This window comes from Streptantibioticus parmotrematis (genome assembly GCF_019890615.1).
Classification (GTDB): Bacteria; Actinomycetota; Actinomycetes; order Streptomycetales; family Streptomycetaceae; genus Streptantibioticus_D; species Streptantibioticus_D parmotrematis.
On record NZ_JAINVZ010000006.1, the window covers coordinates 125,197 to 140,045 of the forward strand.

A 14,849-nucleotide genomic window follows, 5' to 3' on the forward strand; every position below is an offset into this window, starting at 1 on the left:
CGGGATTTGGGCAGATCACCGGACCTTCAATAACATCCGGCGATGATCACAAGAAAGCGGTTGGCGGCTTGGCTGGGCACCGCCCTGCTCACCGTCGCGACCTGCGGCGCGCTGCCCGCGTCGGCCTCCGCCGACGCACCCGATCCCCAGGCGGCTCCCAAGGTCGAACTCGTCCTGGACGTCAGCGGTTCGATGAGCACCAAGGACATCGACGGCCAGTCGCGGATGTCCGCGGCCAAGCAGGCGTTCGACGAGGTGCTGGACTCCACGCCGGCCGACACCCAGCTCGGCATCCGCACCCTCGGCGCCAACTACCCCGGCGACGACCGCCAGGTCGGCTGCCGCGACACCGCCCAGCTCTACCCGGTCGGCCCGCTCGACCGGGACCAGGCCAAGGCCGCGGTCGCCACGCTCAACCCGACCGGCTGGACCCCCATCGGCCCCGCCCTGCTGGCCGCCGCCAAGGACCTCAAGGGCGGCACCGGCAGCCACCGCATCGTCCTGATCACCGACGGCGAGGACACCTGCGGGCCCACCAACCCCTGCGAGATCGCCCGGCAGATCGCGGCGCAGGGCGTCGGCATGACCATCGACACCCTCGGCCTGATCCCCGACGCCACCACCCGCGACCAGCTCAGCTGCATCGCCGAGGCGACCGGCGGCACGTACACCACCGTGCAGCACCGCCAGCAACTGACCAACCGGGTGCAGCAGTTGGTGCAACGGGACACCGACACCACGGTCAACCCGGTGCCGGTGCAGGGCGGTCCCGACTGCGCCGACGCGCCCACCGTGCGGCCCGGCCTCTACAGCGACCGCGAGACGTTCTCCGAGAACCGCTGGTACAAGGTCGACGTCGACCCCGGCCAGGAACTGCGCGCCGCGGTGAGCGTCTCCGACGACCGGGCGGTCGACCCCGACTACGGGGTGCTGCTGCGGGCGGTCACCACGCACGGGCGGGAGATCGTCCGCGACGCGGAAGCCGGCAGCGGCCGCACCGACATGATCTCCGCCGGGCTGCGCTACCCCAAGCCGAAGGCCGGCTCCGGCTCCGGCGACGACCCGGCGCCCGCCGAGACGGTGTGCGTCGAGGTCGGCAACTCCTTCGCCGCCCCGCCGTCCGTCAAGACCACCCCGGGCCTGCCCGTCGAGCTGTCCATCGGCCTGGTCGCCTCCCCGCACCGGGCCTCCGACGTCGCCTCCTTCGGGCTGGGCGACGGCTGGTGGCTGCTCGGCCTGCTCACCCTGACCGGATTCGTGGCCGGCGTCCTGTGGGGCTGGCTCTCCCGCTGGCGCGTCGCGATCTGGAGGACCAACTGATGCGTGCCGCACGACTGACCCCGATCGCCAGGACCGGTGCCGCGCTGCTGACGGCGGCGCTGTTCGGCCTGGCCCCGGCCGCCCCGGCGCTCGCCGACGACAGCCCGAGCCCGAGCCCGTCCGCGAGCGCGAGCGCCGGACCGCCCACCGAGGCCGGGACCGACTTCCGTACCGCCACCGCCGTCCAGCAGGGCGAACGCGCCACCGCCGACGCCTCCACCGGCGACTACCTGTACTGGGCCTTCCCCGGCGACACCGGCCAGGACATCACCGTCAAGGCCACCGTCACCTTCCCCTCGACCTCGGTCACCCACGCCGCGTCCACCTGGCAGATCGACGTCTACGACGGGCTGCGCCGCCACCAGCCCTGCCGCTACGGCATGGCCTCCCGGCAGGCCGACCCCGGCGCCACCAGCGTCGAGCTGTCGTGCACCCTGCGCACCGTGACGTCGTACGCCGACACCTGGTCGAACGACCCGCTGCGCGGCGCGTACTACCTCCGGCTCACCGCGACCGACATCGCCCAGACCGACCTGGGCCTGCCCGTCCAGGCGGCCGTCGAGGCCACCGCGTCCGACGCGGGCGGCTCGGCCGCGGCCGACGGGTCGGTGACCCCGCTGGTGCCGCGGGAGTCGGCCTCCGTGGTGCCGTCCGGCGGCTGGTCGTCGACCTGGTGGTCGGCCCGCTGGCTGTGGAGCGCGGGCGGCGCCGCCCTCGCCGCCCTGGCCGGGATCGGCGGCTACGCGCTCACCCGGGGCCGCGGCAGGCCGCGGGGGATACCGCGCGAGGTGTAGCGGCGTCGTGGTGACGCGGTCCCGGTGCCCCGTCACGCACGCGCGGGCACCGGCGGCCTCCAGGTCCGCCGGTGCCCGCTGCCGGTGATCCCTCTCGGGTCACCGGTGGCCGACGCCCTCCATCGCGTCCTTCACCCGGTCCAGCAGCGACGCGAACGGGCCGATCATCCACTGGGAACTGGCCGAGCCGACCACCCCGGGGTGCGGGCGGGTCGGCGCGAACTTCTCCACCGTCCGCAGCCGGTGCCCCATGTGACGCCGTTGCTCCGGCGAGCACCCTTCGAGCACCTGGGGGAACTCCTCGCGTTCCTCCATCGTGTTGTGGTGCGTCACCATCTGCTCCAGCCGCCGCAGCGCCGGGTCGAACTCCAGCCGGGAGACGTCGAACACCTCCAGGTCCGCCAGCGCCCTGGTGATGTGTTCCTCCTCCTCGTTGCGGGCCTCCGTCACGTCGGATCCCACGTACTTGCAGGAGGCGCGACGCAACACCATCTCCTCGCCCGCCTCGTGCACCGCGAGCGTCGCGCGCAGCTCGTGGAAGAGCCGCCGCTTGTCCGTCTCGTCCTCGGCGCCCAGCACGGCGCCGAACAGGTCCCGCACCCGTGCGTGCTGCTCCAGCAGGATCGCGATCACGTCGTCGTCCGGAAGCCGGTCGGCCGGTGCGCGGTCTTCGGTCGCGTGGTTCATGACACCCCAAGCCTTCCGTCATCGGCGGTGTCGGACCGCCGCCGAGCCGAGCGCGGCGCCCCGCACGCGCCTGTCCGTACTACCGTCTGACCCGTGACGGGCCCCCGCAAACCGGTCGGAGGCCCGCCCGCTGAGCCGCCCGGGGGATGTCCGAATCATCCGCACCGGGCCGGGTAAACGCTCGGCATGAAGGCACTCAGCGTGAACCTCGCCACGCAGGACCTGGACGGCATCTGGCCGATGCTGGTCTTCGGGATTCTCGCGGTCATCATCCTCATCGGAGCGGTGGTGCTGGGTCTGCGCCGCCGCGAGCCCCCGGTGCCGAAGGAACCCCAGCTCAGGGCAGGCGCCTGGCACACCAGGCAGGAGTACGGCGAGCAGACGCCGCCGGACCACGGCCCCGGGCACCAGGACTCCCTGCCGCACGGACCGCAGGACCCGCCGCAGCCGCCGCCCGAGGTGTCCCGCGGCCACCGGCGCCGCCCGCACGAGTTCCGCGACCACGCCTGAGCCGGGCTCCGCGACGGCGACCGCGACCGCTGAGGGCGGTCGCGGTCGCCGTCGCGCCCCCGGGATCGCCCCCGCCTCACGAAGACGGTCGCTCCAGTGGATCGGCCTCCAGCGCCCGTGCGGTGGTGACGAGGTTGGCCGCCATCGTCGCGGCGGCCCGGTGCGCCCTGGGCCGGTCCCTGGACGCCGCACGGGGGTCACCGGGCGCGTGCACCCAGGCGTGGCCCGGGATCGTGTACCCGATGTCGGCCAGCGCGCCGCCGATCCCGCTCACGACGTGCCGGACGCCGTCCTCCTGACCGGTGGCCACGACCCCCGCGACCTTGTCGTACGCCACCGGGCGGCCGTCCTCGCCGGTCTCGGCGCGCATCGCCGACATGCGCTCCAGCACCCGCCAGGCCAGCGACGAGGCACGACCCAGACGGGCCGGCGACGCCACCACGAGGACGCGGGCGCCGGTCAGCAGGTCGTGCACCCCGGGCCAGGCGTCGCTGCCGCCCATGTCGGTGGCCGTGCCCGGCGGCAGGCTGAGGTCGGCCGCCCGGAACGCCGACACCTCGACGTCGCGTTCGCGCAAGCAGTCGGCGACCACGTCGGCCAGCGCCTCGGTGGCCGAGACCTGGGGCGTCGCCTTGAGGGTGCAGTTGATGACGACGGCACGCATGCCCGGCGGGTACCCGGGAAACCATGGACATCACGAGGGGTCGGGGCCCGGTCAGGACGCTCACCCGGGTGCCCGCCACCCCGCGCGCGAAGACCGCGCGCGGCGGACAATGACTGCGAAAAGCTGCGGAGCGCGGCGGACTGCGATTGGCAGGTGGCAACGTGACCAGGCTGCTCGACGACGATGAGGTCGACAAGAGGATGTCCCACTACGACCTCGTGGACTGGCGGCGCGAGGGCGGCACGCTGCGCCGCACCATCGACGCCTACGACTTCCCCACGGCGGTCCACATCGTGCAGAAGATCGTGGTCGAGGCGCAGAAGCTCGACCACCACCCCGACATCGACATCCGGGGCCGGACCCTGCACTTCACCCTGAGCAGCGAGGGCGGGCTGTCCGACGCCGACGTGGAACTGGCGCAGCGCATCGAGACCGCCGCGGGCACCCTGGCCAGGGGCCACGACTGACGCCTGGTCCCCGGCCGGGTGGCCAACCCCGGTGGCCCGGACGATGATGGTGGTGGCTCCGTCGTGGGTGACATACCAGGCCGCCGGGCGGCGGGGTGAGCCGTTGCAAGGCAGACGGGCGGCGCACCGTCGCCCGCCTCTCGCCCCCAGGGAGGCAGCGAGCCATGGCGGACTTCGTCGGCGCGGTGGACCAAGGCACCACCAGCAGTCGCTTCATGATCTTCGACCACGATGGCAACGAGGTGGCCAAGCACCAACTCGAACACGACCAGATCCTGCCGCGCCCGGGATGGGTGGAGCACGATCCGGTGGAGATCTGGGAACGCACCAACGTCGCCATCCAGAACGCGGTGCGCTCCGCCGGCATCTCCGCCTCCGACCTGGCCGCCATCGGCATCACCAACCAGCGCGAGACCACGGTGGTGTGGGATCCGCGCACCGGGCAGCCGTACCACAACGCCATCGTGTGGCAGGACACCCGCACCGACCGCATCGTCTCCGCTCTGGAGCGGGCCGGGCACGGCGACCTGATCCGGCGTCGCGCGGGCCTGCCGCCCGCCACCTACTTCTCCGGCGGCAAGCTCCAGTGGATGCTGGAGAACGTCGACGGCCTGCGCAAGGCCGCCGAGGACGGCAACGCGCTGTTCGGCACCACGGACTCGTGGGTGCTGTGGAACCTCACCGGCGGCCCCAACGGCGGCATCCACGCCACCGACGTCACCAACGCCAGCCGCACCATGCTGATGGACCTGGAGACCCTCGACTGGGACGACGAACTCCTCGGCCTGTTCGGCATCCCGCGCGCCATGCTGCCGAAGATCAACTCCTCGTCCCACCCCGACGCGTTCGGCACCTCCCGTACCAGCCGCCCGCTCAACACCCCGGTTCCCATCACCGGTGTGCTCGGCGACCAGCAGGCCGCCACCGTGGGCCAGGTCTGCTTCGCGCGCGGCCAGGCGAAGAACACCTACGGCACCGGCAACTTCCTGCTGCTCAACACCGCGACGGAGCCGGTGCGTTCGGAGCAGGGCCTGATCACCACCGTCTGCTACCGCTTCGGTGACGAACCGGCCGTCTACGCGCTCGAAGGATCGATCGCGGTCACCGGCTCGGCCGTGCAGTGGCTGCGCGACCAGATGCGCACCATCCGGGACGCCGCCGAGAGCGAGACGCTCGCCCGTACCGTGGACGACAGCGGCGGCATCTACTTCGTCCCCGCGTTCTCCGGCCTGTTCGCGCCGTACTGGCGCTCCGACGCGCGCGGCGCCATCGTCGGCCTGGCCCGCTATCACACCAACGGCCACCTGGCGCGCGCCACGTTGGAGTCCATCTGCTACCAGACCCGCGACGTCGTCGAGGCGATGGCACAGGACTCCGGTGTCCACCTCGACGTGCTGCGTGTCGACGGCGGCGTCACCGCCAACGACCTGTGCATGCAGACCCAGGCCGACATCCTCGGCGTCCCCGTCAGCCGCCCGGTCGTCGCCGAGACCACCGCACTCGGCGCCGCCTACGCGGCCGGCCTCGCGGTGGGCTTCTGGCGCACCAAGGAGGAACTGGCCGAGCACTGGCACGAGTCCAGGCGCTGGGAACCGCAGTGGACCGAGGAGCAACGCGAAGAGGGCTACGCGGGCTGGAAGAAGGCCGTCCAGCGCACCCTGGACTGGGTGGACGTCTCCTGAACGACGGTCTCCCGAACGACGGTGGCGGGGCGGCGATCGCCGCCCCGCCCCCGTCGTTCGGGAGACCGTCGCCCCGCCACTTCTCCGGGATGTGGAGCGCCGGGTCAGGCCCGGGCGTCCTCCTTGATCATGTCGGCGCACTTCTCGCCGATCATCATCGTGGTGATGCACGGGTTGACGGTGACCAGTTCCGGCATGGCCGAGCCGTCCGCGACGCGCAGGCCGCGCACGCCGCGCACCCGCAGGCGGGGGTCGAGCGGGGCGTTCGGGTCGCTGTCCGGGCCCATCTTCACGGTGCACGCCGGGTGGTAGACGGTGTTGTGCGTCGTGACGATGTAGTCCCGCAGCTCGTCGTCGGTCGTCACGTCCGGGCCGGGCGCCAGCTCCGCCCCGGCCCACTCCGCGAGCGCCGGCCGCGCCGCGATCTGGCGTGCCAGCCGCAGCCCGTACGTCATGACCCGCATGTCCTCCTCGTCGGTGAAGTACCGCGGGTCGACCCGGGGCTTGTCGCGGAAGTCGCGGGTGCGCAGCCGCACCGTGCCGCGCGAGCGCGCGTGCGTGACGTTGGGGGTCAGGCAGAACGCGTTCTCGCTCGTCGGATAGCCGCGCCGGTAGGTGTTCATGTCGAACGGCATCGAGCCGTAGTGGAACATCAGGTCGGGCCGGTCGAGGCCCGGGCGGGTCGTGGTGAACAGGCCGATCTCCCACCACTGGTTGGAGCTGGTCACCATCGGCCGCTTGGCGTCCCACATGATGACGCCCTCCGGGTGGTCCTGGAGATTCTGCCCGACCCCGGGCGCGTCCAGCACGACGTCCACGCCGACCTCCCGCAGGTGGTCGGCCGGGCCGATGCCGGAGAGCATCAGCAGCTTCGGGGTGTCGATCGCGCCGCAGGAGACGATCACCTCGCGACGGGCCCGTACCGACCGGGTGTGTACCAGGTCCGGGTCCAGGTACTCCACGCCGGTGCAGCGCCGCTCCTCGTCGATCAGCAGCCGCCGGGCGCGCAGCCCGGTGCGCACCTCCAGGTTGGGCCGCTTGCCCAGGATCGGATGGAGGTAGGCGACCGAGGACGACTGCCGGATGTTGTTCTCGTCGGAGTTGATCTGGAACCAGCCCGCGCCGTTGACCACCGTGCGGCCGGTGTTGAACGCGGTCGTGGGAATGCCCTGCTGCTCGCACGCCTCCAGCAGCGCCGCGCCGCACGGGTCCTTGGGCTCGATGGTGCGCAGTTTCACCGGGCCCGAGCGGCCGTGGTGGTCACCGGGCGCGTCGTTGGTCTCCAGACGCTGGTAGAGCGGGTACGTCTCGTCCGCGCCCCACCCCGTACAGCCTTCCGCCGCCCAGCCGTCGAGGTCCTCGCGCGGCGCCCAGAACGCGATGCACGAGTTGTGCGACGAGCAGCCGCCCAGCACCCGGGCGCGGGCGTGCCGCATGAAGCTGTTGCCGCTCGCCTGCGGCTCGACCGGGTAGTCCCAGTCGTATCCGGACTCCAGCAGGCCCAACCAGCGGTCCAGCCGCAGCACGTTGTCGTCGCCCACGTCGCTGGGCCCGGCCTCCAGCACGCAGACGGTCACGCCCGGGTCCTCGCTCAGCCGCGCGGCCACCACGTTGCCCGCCGTGCCTCCGCCGACCACCACGTAGTCGAACTCCTCCACGTCACTTTCCTCCTGTAGCAGTCGGTCGTCGTCCCACGGATCGCGGGGTGGGTCAGGGCGCGCCGTGCGCCGCGTCGGGTTCGCCGAACGGGCCGTCGCCCAGGGCGTGTTCGGCCAGGACACCGGTGTGCTTGCGCTGCACGAACCAGTAGTAGGCGAAGCCCCCGGCGGCGACGATGCCCACGAACAGCACGCCGCCCCAGCGCAGGTACCAGTGCTGCGGGCCGGTGGCGTTGTAGACGGACGCCCTCGGCCACAGCAGGTTCACCGTCATCGCGGTGCCCCACAGCACCGCCAGCACGTTGACCGGCAGCCCGAAGCGGCCCAGCGAGAAGCGCCCCGGCGCCGGGGTCCAGCCGCCGCGCAGCCGCTGCACCAGCATCGGCAGCGTGACCAGCAGGTAGGCCACGTAGATCATGACGATGGCGATGCTGGTGACGACCGAGAAGATCTGCGGCTGCTTGATGTTGACCACCAGGATGGCGATCGCCACCAGGCCGATCAGGCAGGTCGCCAGCACCGGCGTCTTGAACCGGGGGCTGACGCGGGCCAGATGGGTGCCGCCGGGCAGGTTGTTGTCGCGTGCCATGGCGAACGCCAGCCGCAACCCCGCGGTCTGCACCGACAGCGCGCACACCGTGATGGCGATGACCACGCACCACAGGATCACCTGGCCCATGGTCGAGCCGAGCGTCGCCTTCACCACGTACTGCAACCCGTGCGCGGCGAGCTGAGGGGAGCTGAGGTTCGGCGTGGCCAGCAGGGCGAACAGCAGGATCAGTCCGCCCAGGACGAACGAGGCGACCAGCGCGCGCAGGATGGCCCGCGGGGCGTTGCGCGCCGGGTCCTTGGACTCCTCGCCCAGCGACGAGGCGGTGTCGAAGCCGTACATCACGTACGCGGACGCCAGCGACGCGGTCAGGAACGCGCCCAGGTAGCCGAGGCTCTGGCCGCTGCCGAGCCCGTGGGTCTGCACGATCGCGCTGGGACCGCGGGTGATGTGGGCGGCGAGCAGGACGACCAGCACGACGGCGGCGACCAGTTCGATGAACACACCGCCGGAGTTGATGGTCGCCATGAGCTTGACGCCGAACGCGTTGACCAGGGTGGTGAAGACGATCAGGATCGTGCCCAGCAGCACGGCGTTGGCGGCCGCGTCGTACTTGCCGGTGCCGTTGCCGACGATCTGGAAGACGCTGGAGATCTGCGGCAGCGTCAGCTGGTACGCGAGCGCGACCGCGGCCAGCGACACCATGGTCGCCACCGTCATCATCCAGCCCGCCAGCCAGCCGACGTGCGGTCCGCCCATCCGCTTGGACCAGTTGTAGACCGAACCGGCCACCGGGTAGCGGGCGGCCAGCTCGCAGAAGCACAGCGCCACCATCAGCTGGCCGATGAACACCATCGGCCACGACCACCAGTAGGCCGGCCCGCCGAAGCTGACGCCGAAGTAGAAGAGCTGGAAGGTGCCGGTGAGGATCGAGATGTAGCTGATGCCCGCGGCGAAGGTGTGGAAGTTGCCCAGGGTGCGCTTCAGCTCCGGCTTGTAGCCCAGCTCGGTGAGCGCGTCGTCGTCGGACGCGTCGGTGGCGCCGGGCTCCGGGTCGGTCGGAGGTTGGGACGGCATAAACGTTTCTCCTGGGGTGGTGCGGGGTGGTGCGGGGTGGTGCGGGGTGCGGCGGCCGCTGGACGGCCGGGGCGGATCACGCAGGCGACGAGCCCGCTCGCGGGGAGCGGGCTCGGGCCGGTGCCGGTGAGGCGCGGCGTCTCATTCGAACCAGCGCTGCGGCTGCGGGCCGGTGTTGCGCCACACGTGCTTGGCCTCGGTGTACTCGTGCAGGCCCGAGGGGCCCAGTTCGCGGCCCACGCCGGACTGCTTCATCCCGCCCCACTCGGCCTGCGGCACGTACGGGTGGAAGTCGTTGATCCACACGGTGCCCGCCCGCAGCGCCGCCGCCACGCGCCGGGCCCGCCCCTCGTCGGTGGTCCACACCGCGCCCGCCAGGCCGTACTCGGTGGCGTTGGCCAGCGCCACCGCCTCCTGCTCGTCCTGGAAGCGCTCCACGGTCAGCACCGGCCCGAACGACTCCTGCGCCACCACCGACATCCCGGCGGTGCACTCGTCCAACACGGTCGGCGGGTAGTAGAAGCCGTCCGCGAGCGCCGGGTCGTCCGGGCGGGCGCCGCCCAGCCGCAGCACCGCGCCCTCGGCGACCCCGGCCGCCACGTAGGCCTCGACCTTCTCGCGGTGCGCCGCCGAGATCAGCGGACCGGTCCTGGCCTGCGGGTCGAACGGGCCGCCCATCCGGATCCGGGAGGCGCGCGCCACCACCTCGTCGACGAAGCGGTCGTGCAGCGAGTCCTCCACCAGCAGCCGTGCGCCGGCCGAGCAGACCTGCCCGGAGTGCAGGAAGACCGCCATCAGGGCGTAGTCGATCGCGGTGTCGAAGTCCGCGTCGGCGAAGACGATGTTGGGGTTCTTGCCGCCCAGTTCCAGGGCGATCTTCTTCACCGTGGGCGCGGCGGCGGCCATGATGCGTCGCCCGGTCGCGAGCCCGCCGGTGAACGACACCATGTCCACCCGGGGGTCCTCGGTCAGCGGCGCTCCGGCCTCCGCGCCGGTGCCCAGTACCAGGTTGGCCACGCCGTCCGGCAGGCCCGCCTCCTTCAGCAGCCGCATCAGCATGATCGCGGTGTGCGGGGTCAGCTCGCTGGGCTTGAGGACGAAGGCGTTGCCCGCGCCGATCGCCGGGGCGACCTTCCACGCCGTCTGGAGCAACGGGTAGTTCCACGGGGTGATCAGCGTGCACACGCCGACCGGCTCGTGGACCACCCGGCTGTCGATCGCCGCGTCGCCGGTCTCCACCACGCGTTCCGCGCCACCGGCACCCACCAGGTTGCCGAAGTAGCGGAAGCAGTTGGCGATGTCGTCCATGTCGTACTCGGACTCCACCAGTCGCTTGCCGGTGTCCAGCGACTCCGCGCGGGCCAGCGCGTCCTTGTCGCGCACCAGCAGGTCGGCCACCCGCAGCAGCAGGGCCGCGCGCTCGGCGGGGGTGGCCCGCGGCCACGGCCCGTGGTCGAACGCCTCCCGGGCCGCCGCGACAGCCGCCGCGGCGTCCTTCGGACCCGCCTCGTCCACCTCGGCGACCAGGGTGCCGTCGGCGGGGCAGTGGATCTTTCGGGTCCGCCCGTCCAGGGCGGCGGTCCACTCGCCGCCGATGAACAGATCGGGCATGTCGTACCTCCGTCGAGCGAGCATCCGGCCCCGGAGTCGGCACCGGCGCGCCAGCACCTGCCCGGATAGGTCCACGTCACGCCTTTTGTGATGTACAACACGTAACACGATCCGTCGTCCGGCGCGCGCGGAACCGACGAGCCGGGCGCGTCCGAGCCCCACCTGACGACCGATCAGCCGACCGAATCGACCGCAAGCAGGGGGTACACGTGCGCATCGCCTCTCACCGACCGGGTCCCTCCACCCCGCGCCGCGCCGGACCCGCCGCCCACGCCGGACCCGCCGCCCACGCCGGACCCGCCGCCCGCCGCGCCGTCCTGGCCGCCCTCGCCGGCCTCGCGCTGGTCGGCGGCGGCCTGATCGCGGGCCCGGCCACCGCCCACGCCGCGCCCGCGCACCCCGCGCACCCCGCAGGCATCGGCGGCTCCTCCGCCCTTCAGGGTGACTTCGCCGCGGCGAGCCGCGCGTTCCACGTACCGCTGCCGGTGCTGCTCGCCGTCTCGTACCAGGAGTCCCGCTGGGACGGCCACGCGGGCCAGTACAACACCGGCGCGGGGTACGGCCCGATGGACCTCACCGACGCCACCGCCGCCATGGTCACCGGCTCCGGCGCGGGCGCCGCCGGACGCGCGGACACCGCCGCCATGGTCTCCGCCCCGGCCCTGCACACCCTGGACGCCGCCGCCCGGCTGGTCCACGCGACCCCGGCCGCCCTGCGCGACGGCACGGCGGCCAACATCCGCGGCGGCGCCGCGCTGCTCGCCTCGTACCAGAAGGCGCTGACCGGCTCCGCCCCGGCCGATCCGGCCGACTGGTACGGCGCCGTGGCGCGCTACAGCCAGGCGGGCGACGAGCAGGGCGCGCGCGACTTCGCCGACGCGGTCTACGCGGTGATGGCCTCCGGCGCGCAGCGCACCACGCAGGACGGCCAGCGGGTGCGGCTGACCGCCGAGCCCCGGCTCGTGCCGCACCGGCGCGACGTCCCCGGGCTGCGCGCCACCGCGCCGAAGGACACGGCGGCGGACTGCCCGGCCGCCATGCACTGCTCGGTCGTCCCGGCCGCCCCCGAGGGCTACCAGCAGGCGAACCGCCCGAAGGACGGGCTGGCCATCCGCTACATCGTCATCCACGACACCGAGAGCACCTATGAGCAGGCCATCGCCGCCTTCCAGGACCCGGCGGGCGGGGTCGCCGCCAACTACGTGATGCGCTCATCGGACGGCGCGGTCACGCAGATGGTGCCGGACGCCGACCTCGCGTTCCACGCGGGGAACTACTGGTTCAACATGCACTCGGTCGGCATCGAGCACGAGGGCTTCGCCGCCTCCGGCGCCACCTGGTACACCGAGGCGCAGTACCGCGCCACCGCCGAACTGGTGAAGTACCTCGCCGCCCGCTACGGCATCCCGCTGGACCGGCAGCACGTCATCGGCCACGAGAACGTGCCGGGACCGCAGTCCGCGGGCGTCGCCGGGATGCACTGGGACCCGGGCCCGTACTGGGACTGGACGCACTTCATGCGACTGCTGGGCGTGCCCGTTCCCGAGGGCGGCTCGGGCGTCGGTCCGGTCGGCACCGCCGTCACCATCACCCCCGACTTCGCGCACAACTTCCAGACCGTCGAGGTCTGCGGCCAGCCCACCGGCGAGGTCCGGCCGAAGGGCGGCAAGGACCGGCCCACCCCGAGCACGCCTCCGAAGGGCGGCCGGAAACAGCCCACCAGCGGCACGCACCCGACGAAGGGCGGCAAGCATCAGGCCGCCGAGCCGCCGTGCACCTCGCAGACCCAGCCGTCGGACTTCCTGTACCTGCGCACCGCGCCCAGCCCGACCGCGCCGCTGTACGCCGACCCCGCGCTGCACCCGGGCGCCGCGGCCGGCACCGACCACATCGACGACTGGGGTGACACGGTCACCGAGGGCCAGCAGTTCGTGGTGGCCGCCCGGCAGGGCGACTGGACGGCGATCTGGTACAGCGGCGCCGAGCTGTGGTTCGACAACCCGCGCGGCGAGGACACCACACCGGCACCCGATGCCGTCCTGGTGACCCCGAAGACGTCGTCGGCGCCCGCGCCGGTCTACGGCGAGGCCTATCCGCAGCCGTCCGAGTACCCGGAAGGCCTCAAGCCGTCCACCCAGGCGCCGTTGAGCATGTACGCGGTGCCGGCCGGACAGGCCTACGTGGCCTCGCCGGTGCCCTCGCGATCGGACGACTTCTTCACCAGCCCGCCCGACACCGTCGTGAACGGCTCGGAGTGCTACTACACCGTGCAGTACGACCATCGGCTCGCCCTGCTGAACGCGGCCGACGTGACGGTGCGTCGGCGCTGAAGAAGGCGTGCGGGTGGCGCGGCATCCGGGATGCCGCGCCACCCGCACGCGTGTTCGTAGCATCCGCGCATTCTCATGGCATATGCCAGAACCATGTCTTCACCTTTGTGACCGCCCGGTGAAGCCTTGAAGAACCACCGGCCGCTGCCCTGGGATTGCCCGTACGGACAACCGCGGGTGACTTCAAGGCCCACTGTCGGAAATGATGTGCAATCAGATATACCGGGCGACTGGTTTCACCATGAGATGAAGATGAGTAGGGTGTGCCTGACCGCCGGGTGATCAGTGGAGTCGATCCACTGCGTTCCATGGCGACTTCGTGTGCGTTCGCGTGTGATCGGTGTCGTCGGGAGGGGGGACATGGCCGCTGGCTCGTTCGAGGGGCAGTACGTCTGGCATCCGGCGGCCGACGACGGCCAGTTGGCCCGGGCCTGCACGGATGTGCGGGCGGGACGGTACTTCAGCGCACAACAGGTGCTGCTGGACGCCCGGGACGACTTCGACCTGCGGGCCCACCGCTCGCTCGTGCTCGCCTCCGAGGCCGCCGACTCCGACCTCGCCGAGCGCTGGCTGGCCGAGGAACCCAGCGCTGAATCAGCCCTGTTGTGGGCGCGGGTGGCGATGCTGCGCGCCCTGCGGATGGCCGACGCGGGCGATCACCGGGCCCCGGCGCTGACCCGGATAGCGGAGACCGCGTGCGAACGCGCCGCCGCCCTGTGGCCGCAGGACCCGACGCCCTGGGTCGCCCAGCTCGCCCTGGCCCGGCTCACCCGGCCCGCCGACCCCGCGCCGCAGGGACTGCTGACCGGACCGCCGGGACCGTGGTACCTGTTCGCCCGCATCCTGCGGCTCGACCCCTGGCACCGCGAGGCTCACCACCGCTTCCTGTCCTTCTTCTTCACCCGCTACGGCGGATCGGCCAGCGCCCGGTGGGACGTCGCGTCCTTCCTCAGCCACCGCGCCCCGGCCACCTCGGCCCTGCGCTTACTCCCGCTGGTGGCCCTGGTCGAGGAGTACAACTCCGCCGTCCCCCTGGCCGACCGGACCTGGGAACAGAGCCAGTGGCGGTCCACCGCGATGGCGATCTACCACAACTGGCTCCCCACGGTGGGCGGTTACCGCTTCACCCCGGTGCTCGACCTGGCCTATCTGGCGCACGCGCTGTTCATGGCGCGGCGCGAACTGGAGGCCCGCGAGGTCTTCACGGCCATGGGACCGTACGCCTCGCGCATGCCGTGGAGTGTGTTCGGCGCTCCGGACGAGCAGTTGACGAAGGCGAGGCGCTCCTGCGGACTGCCGGTCCCGGCCGGGACGTGACGCCGACCCCCGATTTCCCCTGCAATCCCCTTCATCCGCCCGTGCTTTCACCCCGGTGATGTCCGTGGCGACGCCGGTAACCGTCCGTCCCCCCAGAAAGGTTCGCGGTTGTGTCCGAGCGCATCTCCCCATCCCGCGTTTCCCGTCCGAAAGCCGGGCGGCACGCCCCGCCGGCCACGCTG

The 14,849-nt window shown here is 72.3% G+C and carries 12 protein-coding genes; 7 read left to right on the forward strand and 5 right to left on the reverse strand.

The annotated features are described in order from the left end of the window. Window positions 1-42: 42 nt before the first annotated feature. The gene (locus K7472_RS11855) at window positions 43-1,320 is read left to right on the forward strand and encodes a VWA domain-containing protein (protein ID WP_222976991.1); all 1,278 of its coding nucleotides are present in this window, start codon (window positions 43-45) and stop codon (window positions 1,318-1,320) included. Further along, window positions 1,320-2,114: a hypothetical protein gene (locus tag K7472_RS11860; protein ID WP_222976993.1), complete on the forward strand. Its 795-nt coding sequence runs from the start codon at window positions 1,320-1,322 to the stop codon at window positions 2,112-2,114. The genes K7472_RS11855 and K7472_RS11860 overlap by 1 nt, the downstream gene beginning before the upstream one ends. A gap of 99 nt (window positions 2,115-2,213) precedes the next feature. Here the strand turns inward: K7472_RS11860 and K7472_RS11865 are convergent, their stop codons facing one another. Next, a complete protein-coding gene (locus K7472_RS11865) occupies window positions 2,214-2,801 on the reverse strand; it encodes a hemerythrin domain-containing protein (protein ID WP_222976995.1) in 588 nt (195 codons plus the stop codon). A gap of 186 nt (window positions 2,802-2,987) precedes the next feature. Between K7472_RS11865 and K7472_RS11870 the strand changes: the two genes are divergently transcribed. Next, window positions 2,988-3,311 (forward strand): DUF6479 family protein, encoded by a 324-nt coding sequence (locus tag K7472_RS11870; protein ID WP_222976997.1) that lies wholly within the window; start codon window positions 2,988-2,990, stop codon window positions 3,309-3,311. A gap of 76 nt (window positions 3,312-3,387) precedes the next feature. Here the strand turns inward: K7472_RS11870 and K7472_RS11875 are convergent, their stop codons facing one another. Further along, the gene (locus K7472_RS11875) at window positions 3,388-3,975 is read right to left on the reverse strand and encodes a flavodoxin family protein (RefSeq protein ID WP_222976998.1); all 588 of its coding nucleotides are present in this window, start codon (window positions 3,973-3,975) and stop codon (window positions 3,388-3,390) included. A gap of 161 nt (window positions 3,976-4,136) precedes the next feature. Between K7472_RS11875 and K7472_RS11880 the strand changes: the two genes are divergently transcribed. Together K7472_RS11880 and glpK are read left to right on the forward strand one after the other, a co-directional pair. Then, a complete protein-coding gene (locus K7472_RS11880) occupies window positions 4,137-4,442 on the forward strand; it encodes a 4a-hydroxytetrahydrobiopterin dehydratase (protein ID WP_222977000.1) in 306 nt (101 codons plus the stop codon). A gap of 164 nt (window positions 4,443-4,606) precedes the next feature. After that, entirely contained in the window at window positions 4,607-6,124 is a 1,518-nt protein-coding gene (glpK, locus tag K7472_RS11885; RefSeq protein ID WP_222977002.1) for a glycerol kinase GlpK, read from the forward strand. A 104-nt stretch (window positions 6,125-6,228) separates the two neighbouring features. On the opposite strand, the gene K7472_RS11890 is transcribed toward glpK, so the two are convergent. The 3 genes from K7472_RS11890 to K7472_RS11900 all read right to left on the reverse strand — a co-directional run bounded on the left by K7472_RS11890 (window position 6,229) and on the right by K7472_RS11900 (window position 11,020). Further along, the gene (locus K7472_RS11890) at window positions 6,229-7,782 is read right to left on the reverse strand and encodes a GMC family oxidoreductase (protein ID WP_222977003.1); all 1,554 of its coding nucleotides are present in this window, start codon (window positions 7,780-7,782) and stop codon (window positions 6,229-6,231) included. A gap of 52 nt (window positions 7,783-7,834) precedes the next feature. After that, entirely contained in the window at window positions 7,835-9,409 is a 1,575-nt protein-coding gene (locus K7472_RS11895) for an APC family permease (protein ID WP_222977004.1), read from the reverse strand. A gap of 141 nt (window positions 9,410-9,550) precedes the next feature. Further along, complete coding sequence (locus tag K7472_RS11900; RefSeq protein WP_222977005.1) at window positions 9,551-11,020, reverse strand: aldehyde dehydrogenase family protein; 1,470 nt, start codon at window positions 11,018-11,020, stop codon at window positions 9,551-9,553. Between the two features lie 209 nt (window positions 11,021-11,229). Between K7472_RS11900 and K7472_RS11905 the strand changes: the two genes are divergently transcribed. Both K7472_RS11905 and K7472_RS11910 read left to right on the forward strand, forming a co-directional pair. Next, window positions 11,230-13,350: an N-acetylmuramoyl-L-alanine amidase gene (locus K7472_RS11905; RefSeq protein WP_308013875.1), complete on the forward strand. Its 2,121-nt coding sequence runs from the start codon at window positions 11,230-11,232 to the stop codon at window positions 13,348-13,350. 360 nt (window positions 13,351-13,710) lie between these two features. After that, window positions 13,711-14,667 carry a hypothetical protein gene (locus tag K7472_RS11910; protein ID WP_222977006.1) on the forward strand — a complete coding sequence of 319 codons (957 nt, stop codon included), beginning with the start codon at window positions 13,711-13,713 and terminating at the stop codon, window positions 14,665-14,667. Window positions 14,668-14,849 lie beyond the last annotated feature (182 nt).

Excerpts from the sequence above, each read along its gene's own strand:
- K7472_RS11870 (WP_222976997.1), top strand. The coding sequence starts at position 2,988 with ATGAAGGCACTCAGCGTGAACCTCGCCACGCAGGACCTGGACGGCATC.
- glpK (WP_222977002.1), top strand. The coding sequence starts at position 4,607 with ATGGCGGACTTCGTCGGCGCGGTGGACCAAGGCACCACCAGCAGTCGC.
- K7472_RS11910 (WP_222977006.1), top strand. The coding sequence starts at position 13,711 with ATGGCCGCTGGCTCGTTCGAGGGGCAGTACGTCTGGCATCCGGCGGCC.
- K7472_RS11900 (WP_222977005.1), bottom strand. The coding sequence starts at position 11,020 with ATGCCCGATCTGTTCATCGGCGGCGAGTGGACCGCCGCCCTGGACGGG.
- K7472_RS11860 (WP_222976993.1), top strand. The coding sequence starts at position 1,320 with ATGCGTGCCGCACGACTGACCCCGATCGCCAGGACCGGTGCCGCGCTG.
- K7472_RS11895 (WP_222977004.1), bottom strand. The coding sequence starts at position 9,409 with ATGCCGTCCCAACCTCCGACCGACCCGGAGCCCGGCGCCACCGACGCG.
- K7472_RS11875 (WP_222976998.1), bottom strand. The coding sequence starts at position 3,975 with ATGCGTGCCGTCGTCATCAACTGCACCCTCAAGGCGACGCCCCAGGTC.
- K7472_RS11855 (WP_222976991.1), top strand. The coding sequence starts at position 43 with ATGATCACAAGAAAGCGGTTGGCGGCTTGGCTGGGCACCGCCCTGCTC.
- K7472_RS11865 (WP_222976995.1), bottom strand. The coding sequence starts at position 2,801 with ATGAACCACGCGACCGAAGACCGCGCACCGGCCGACCGGCTTCCGGAC.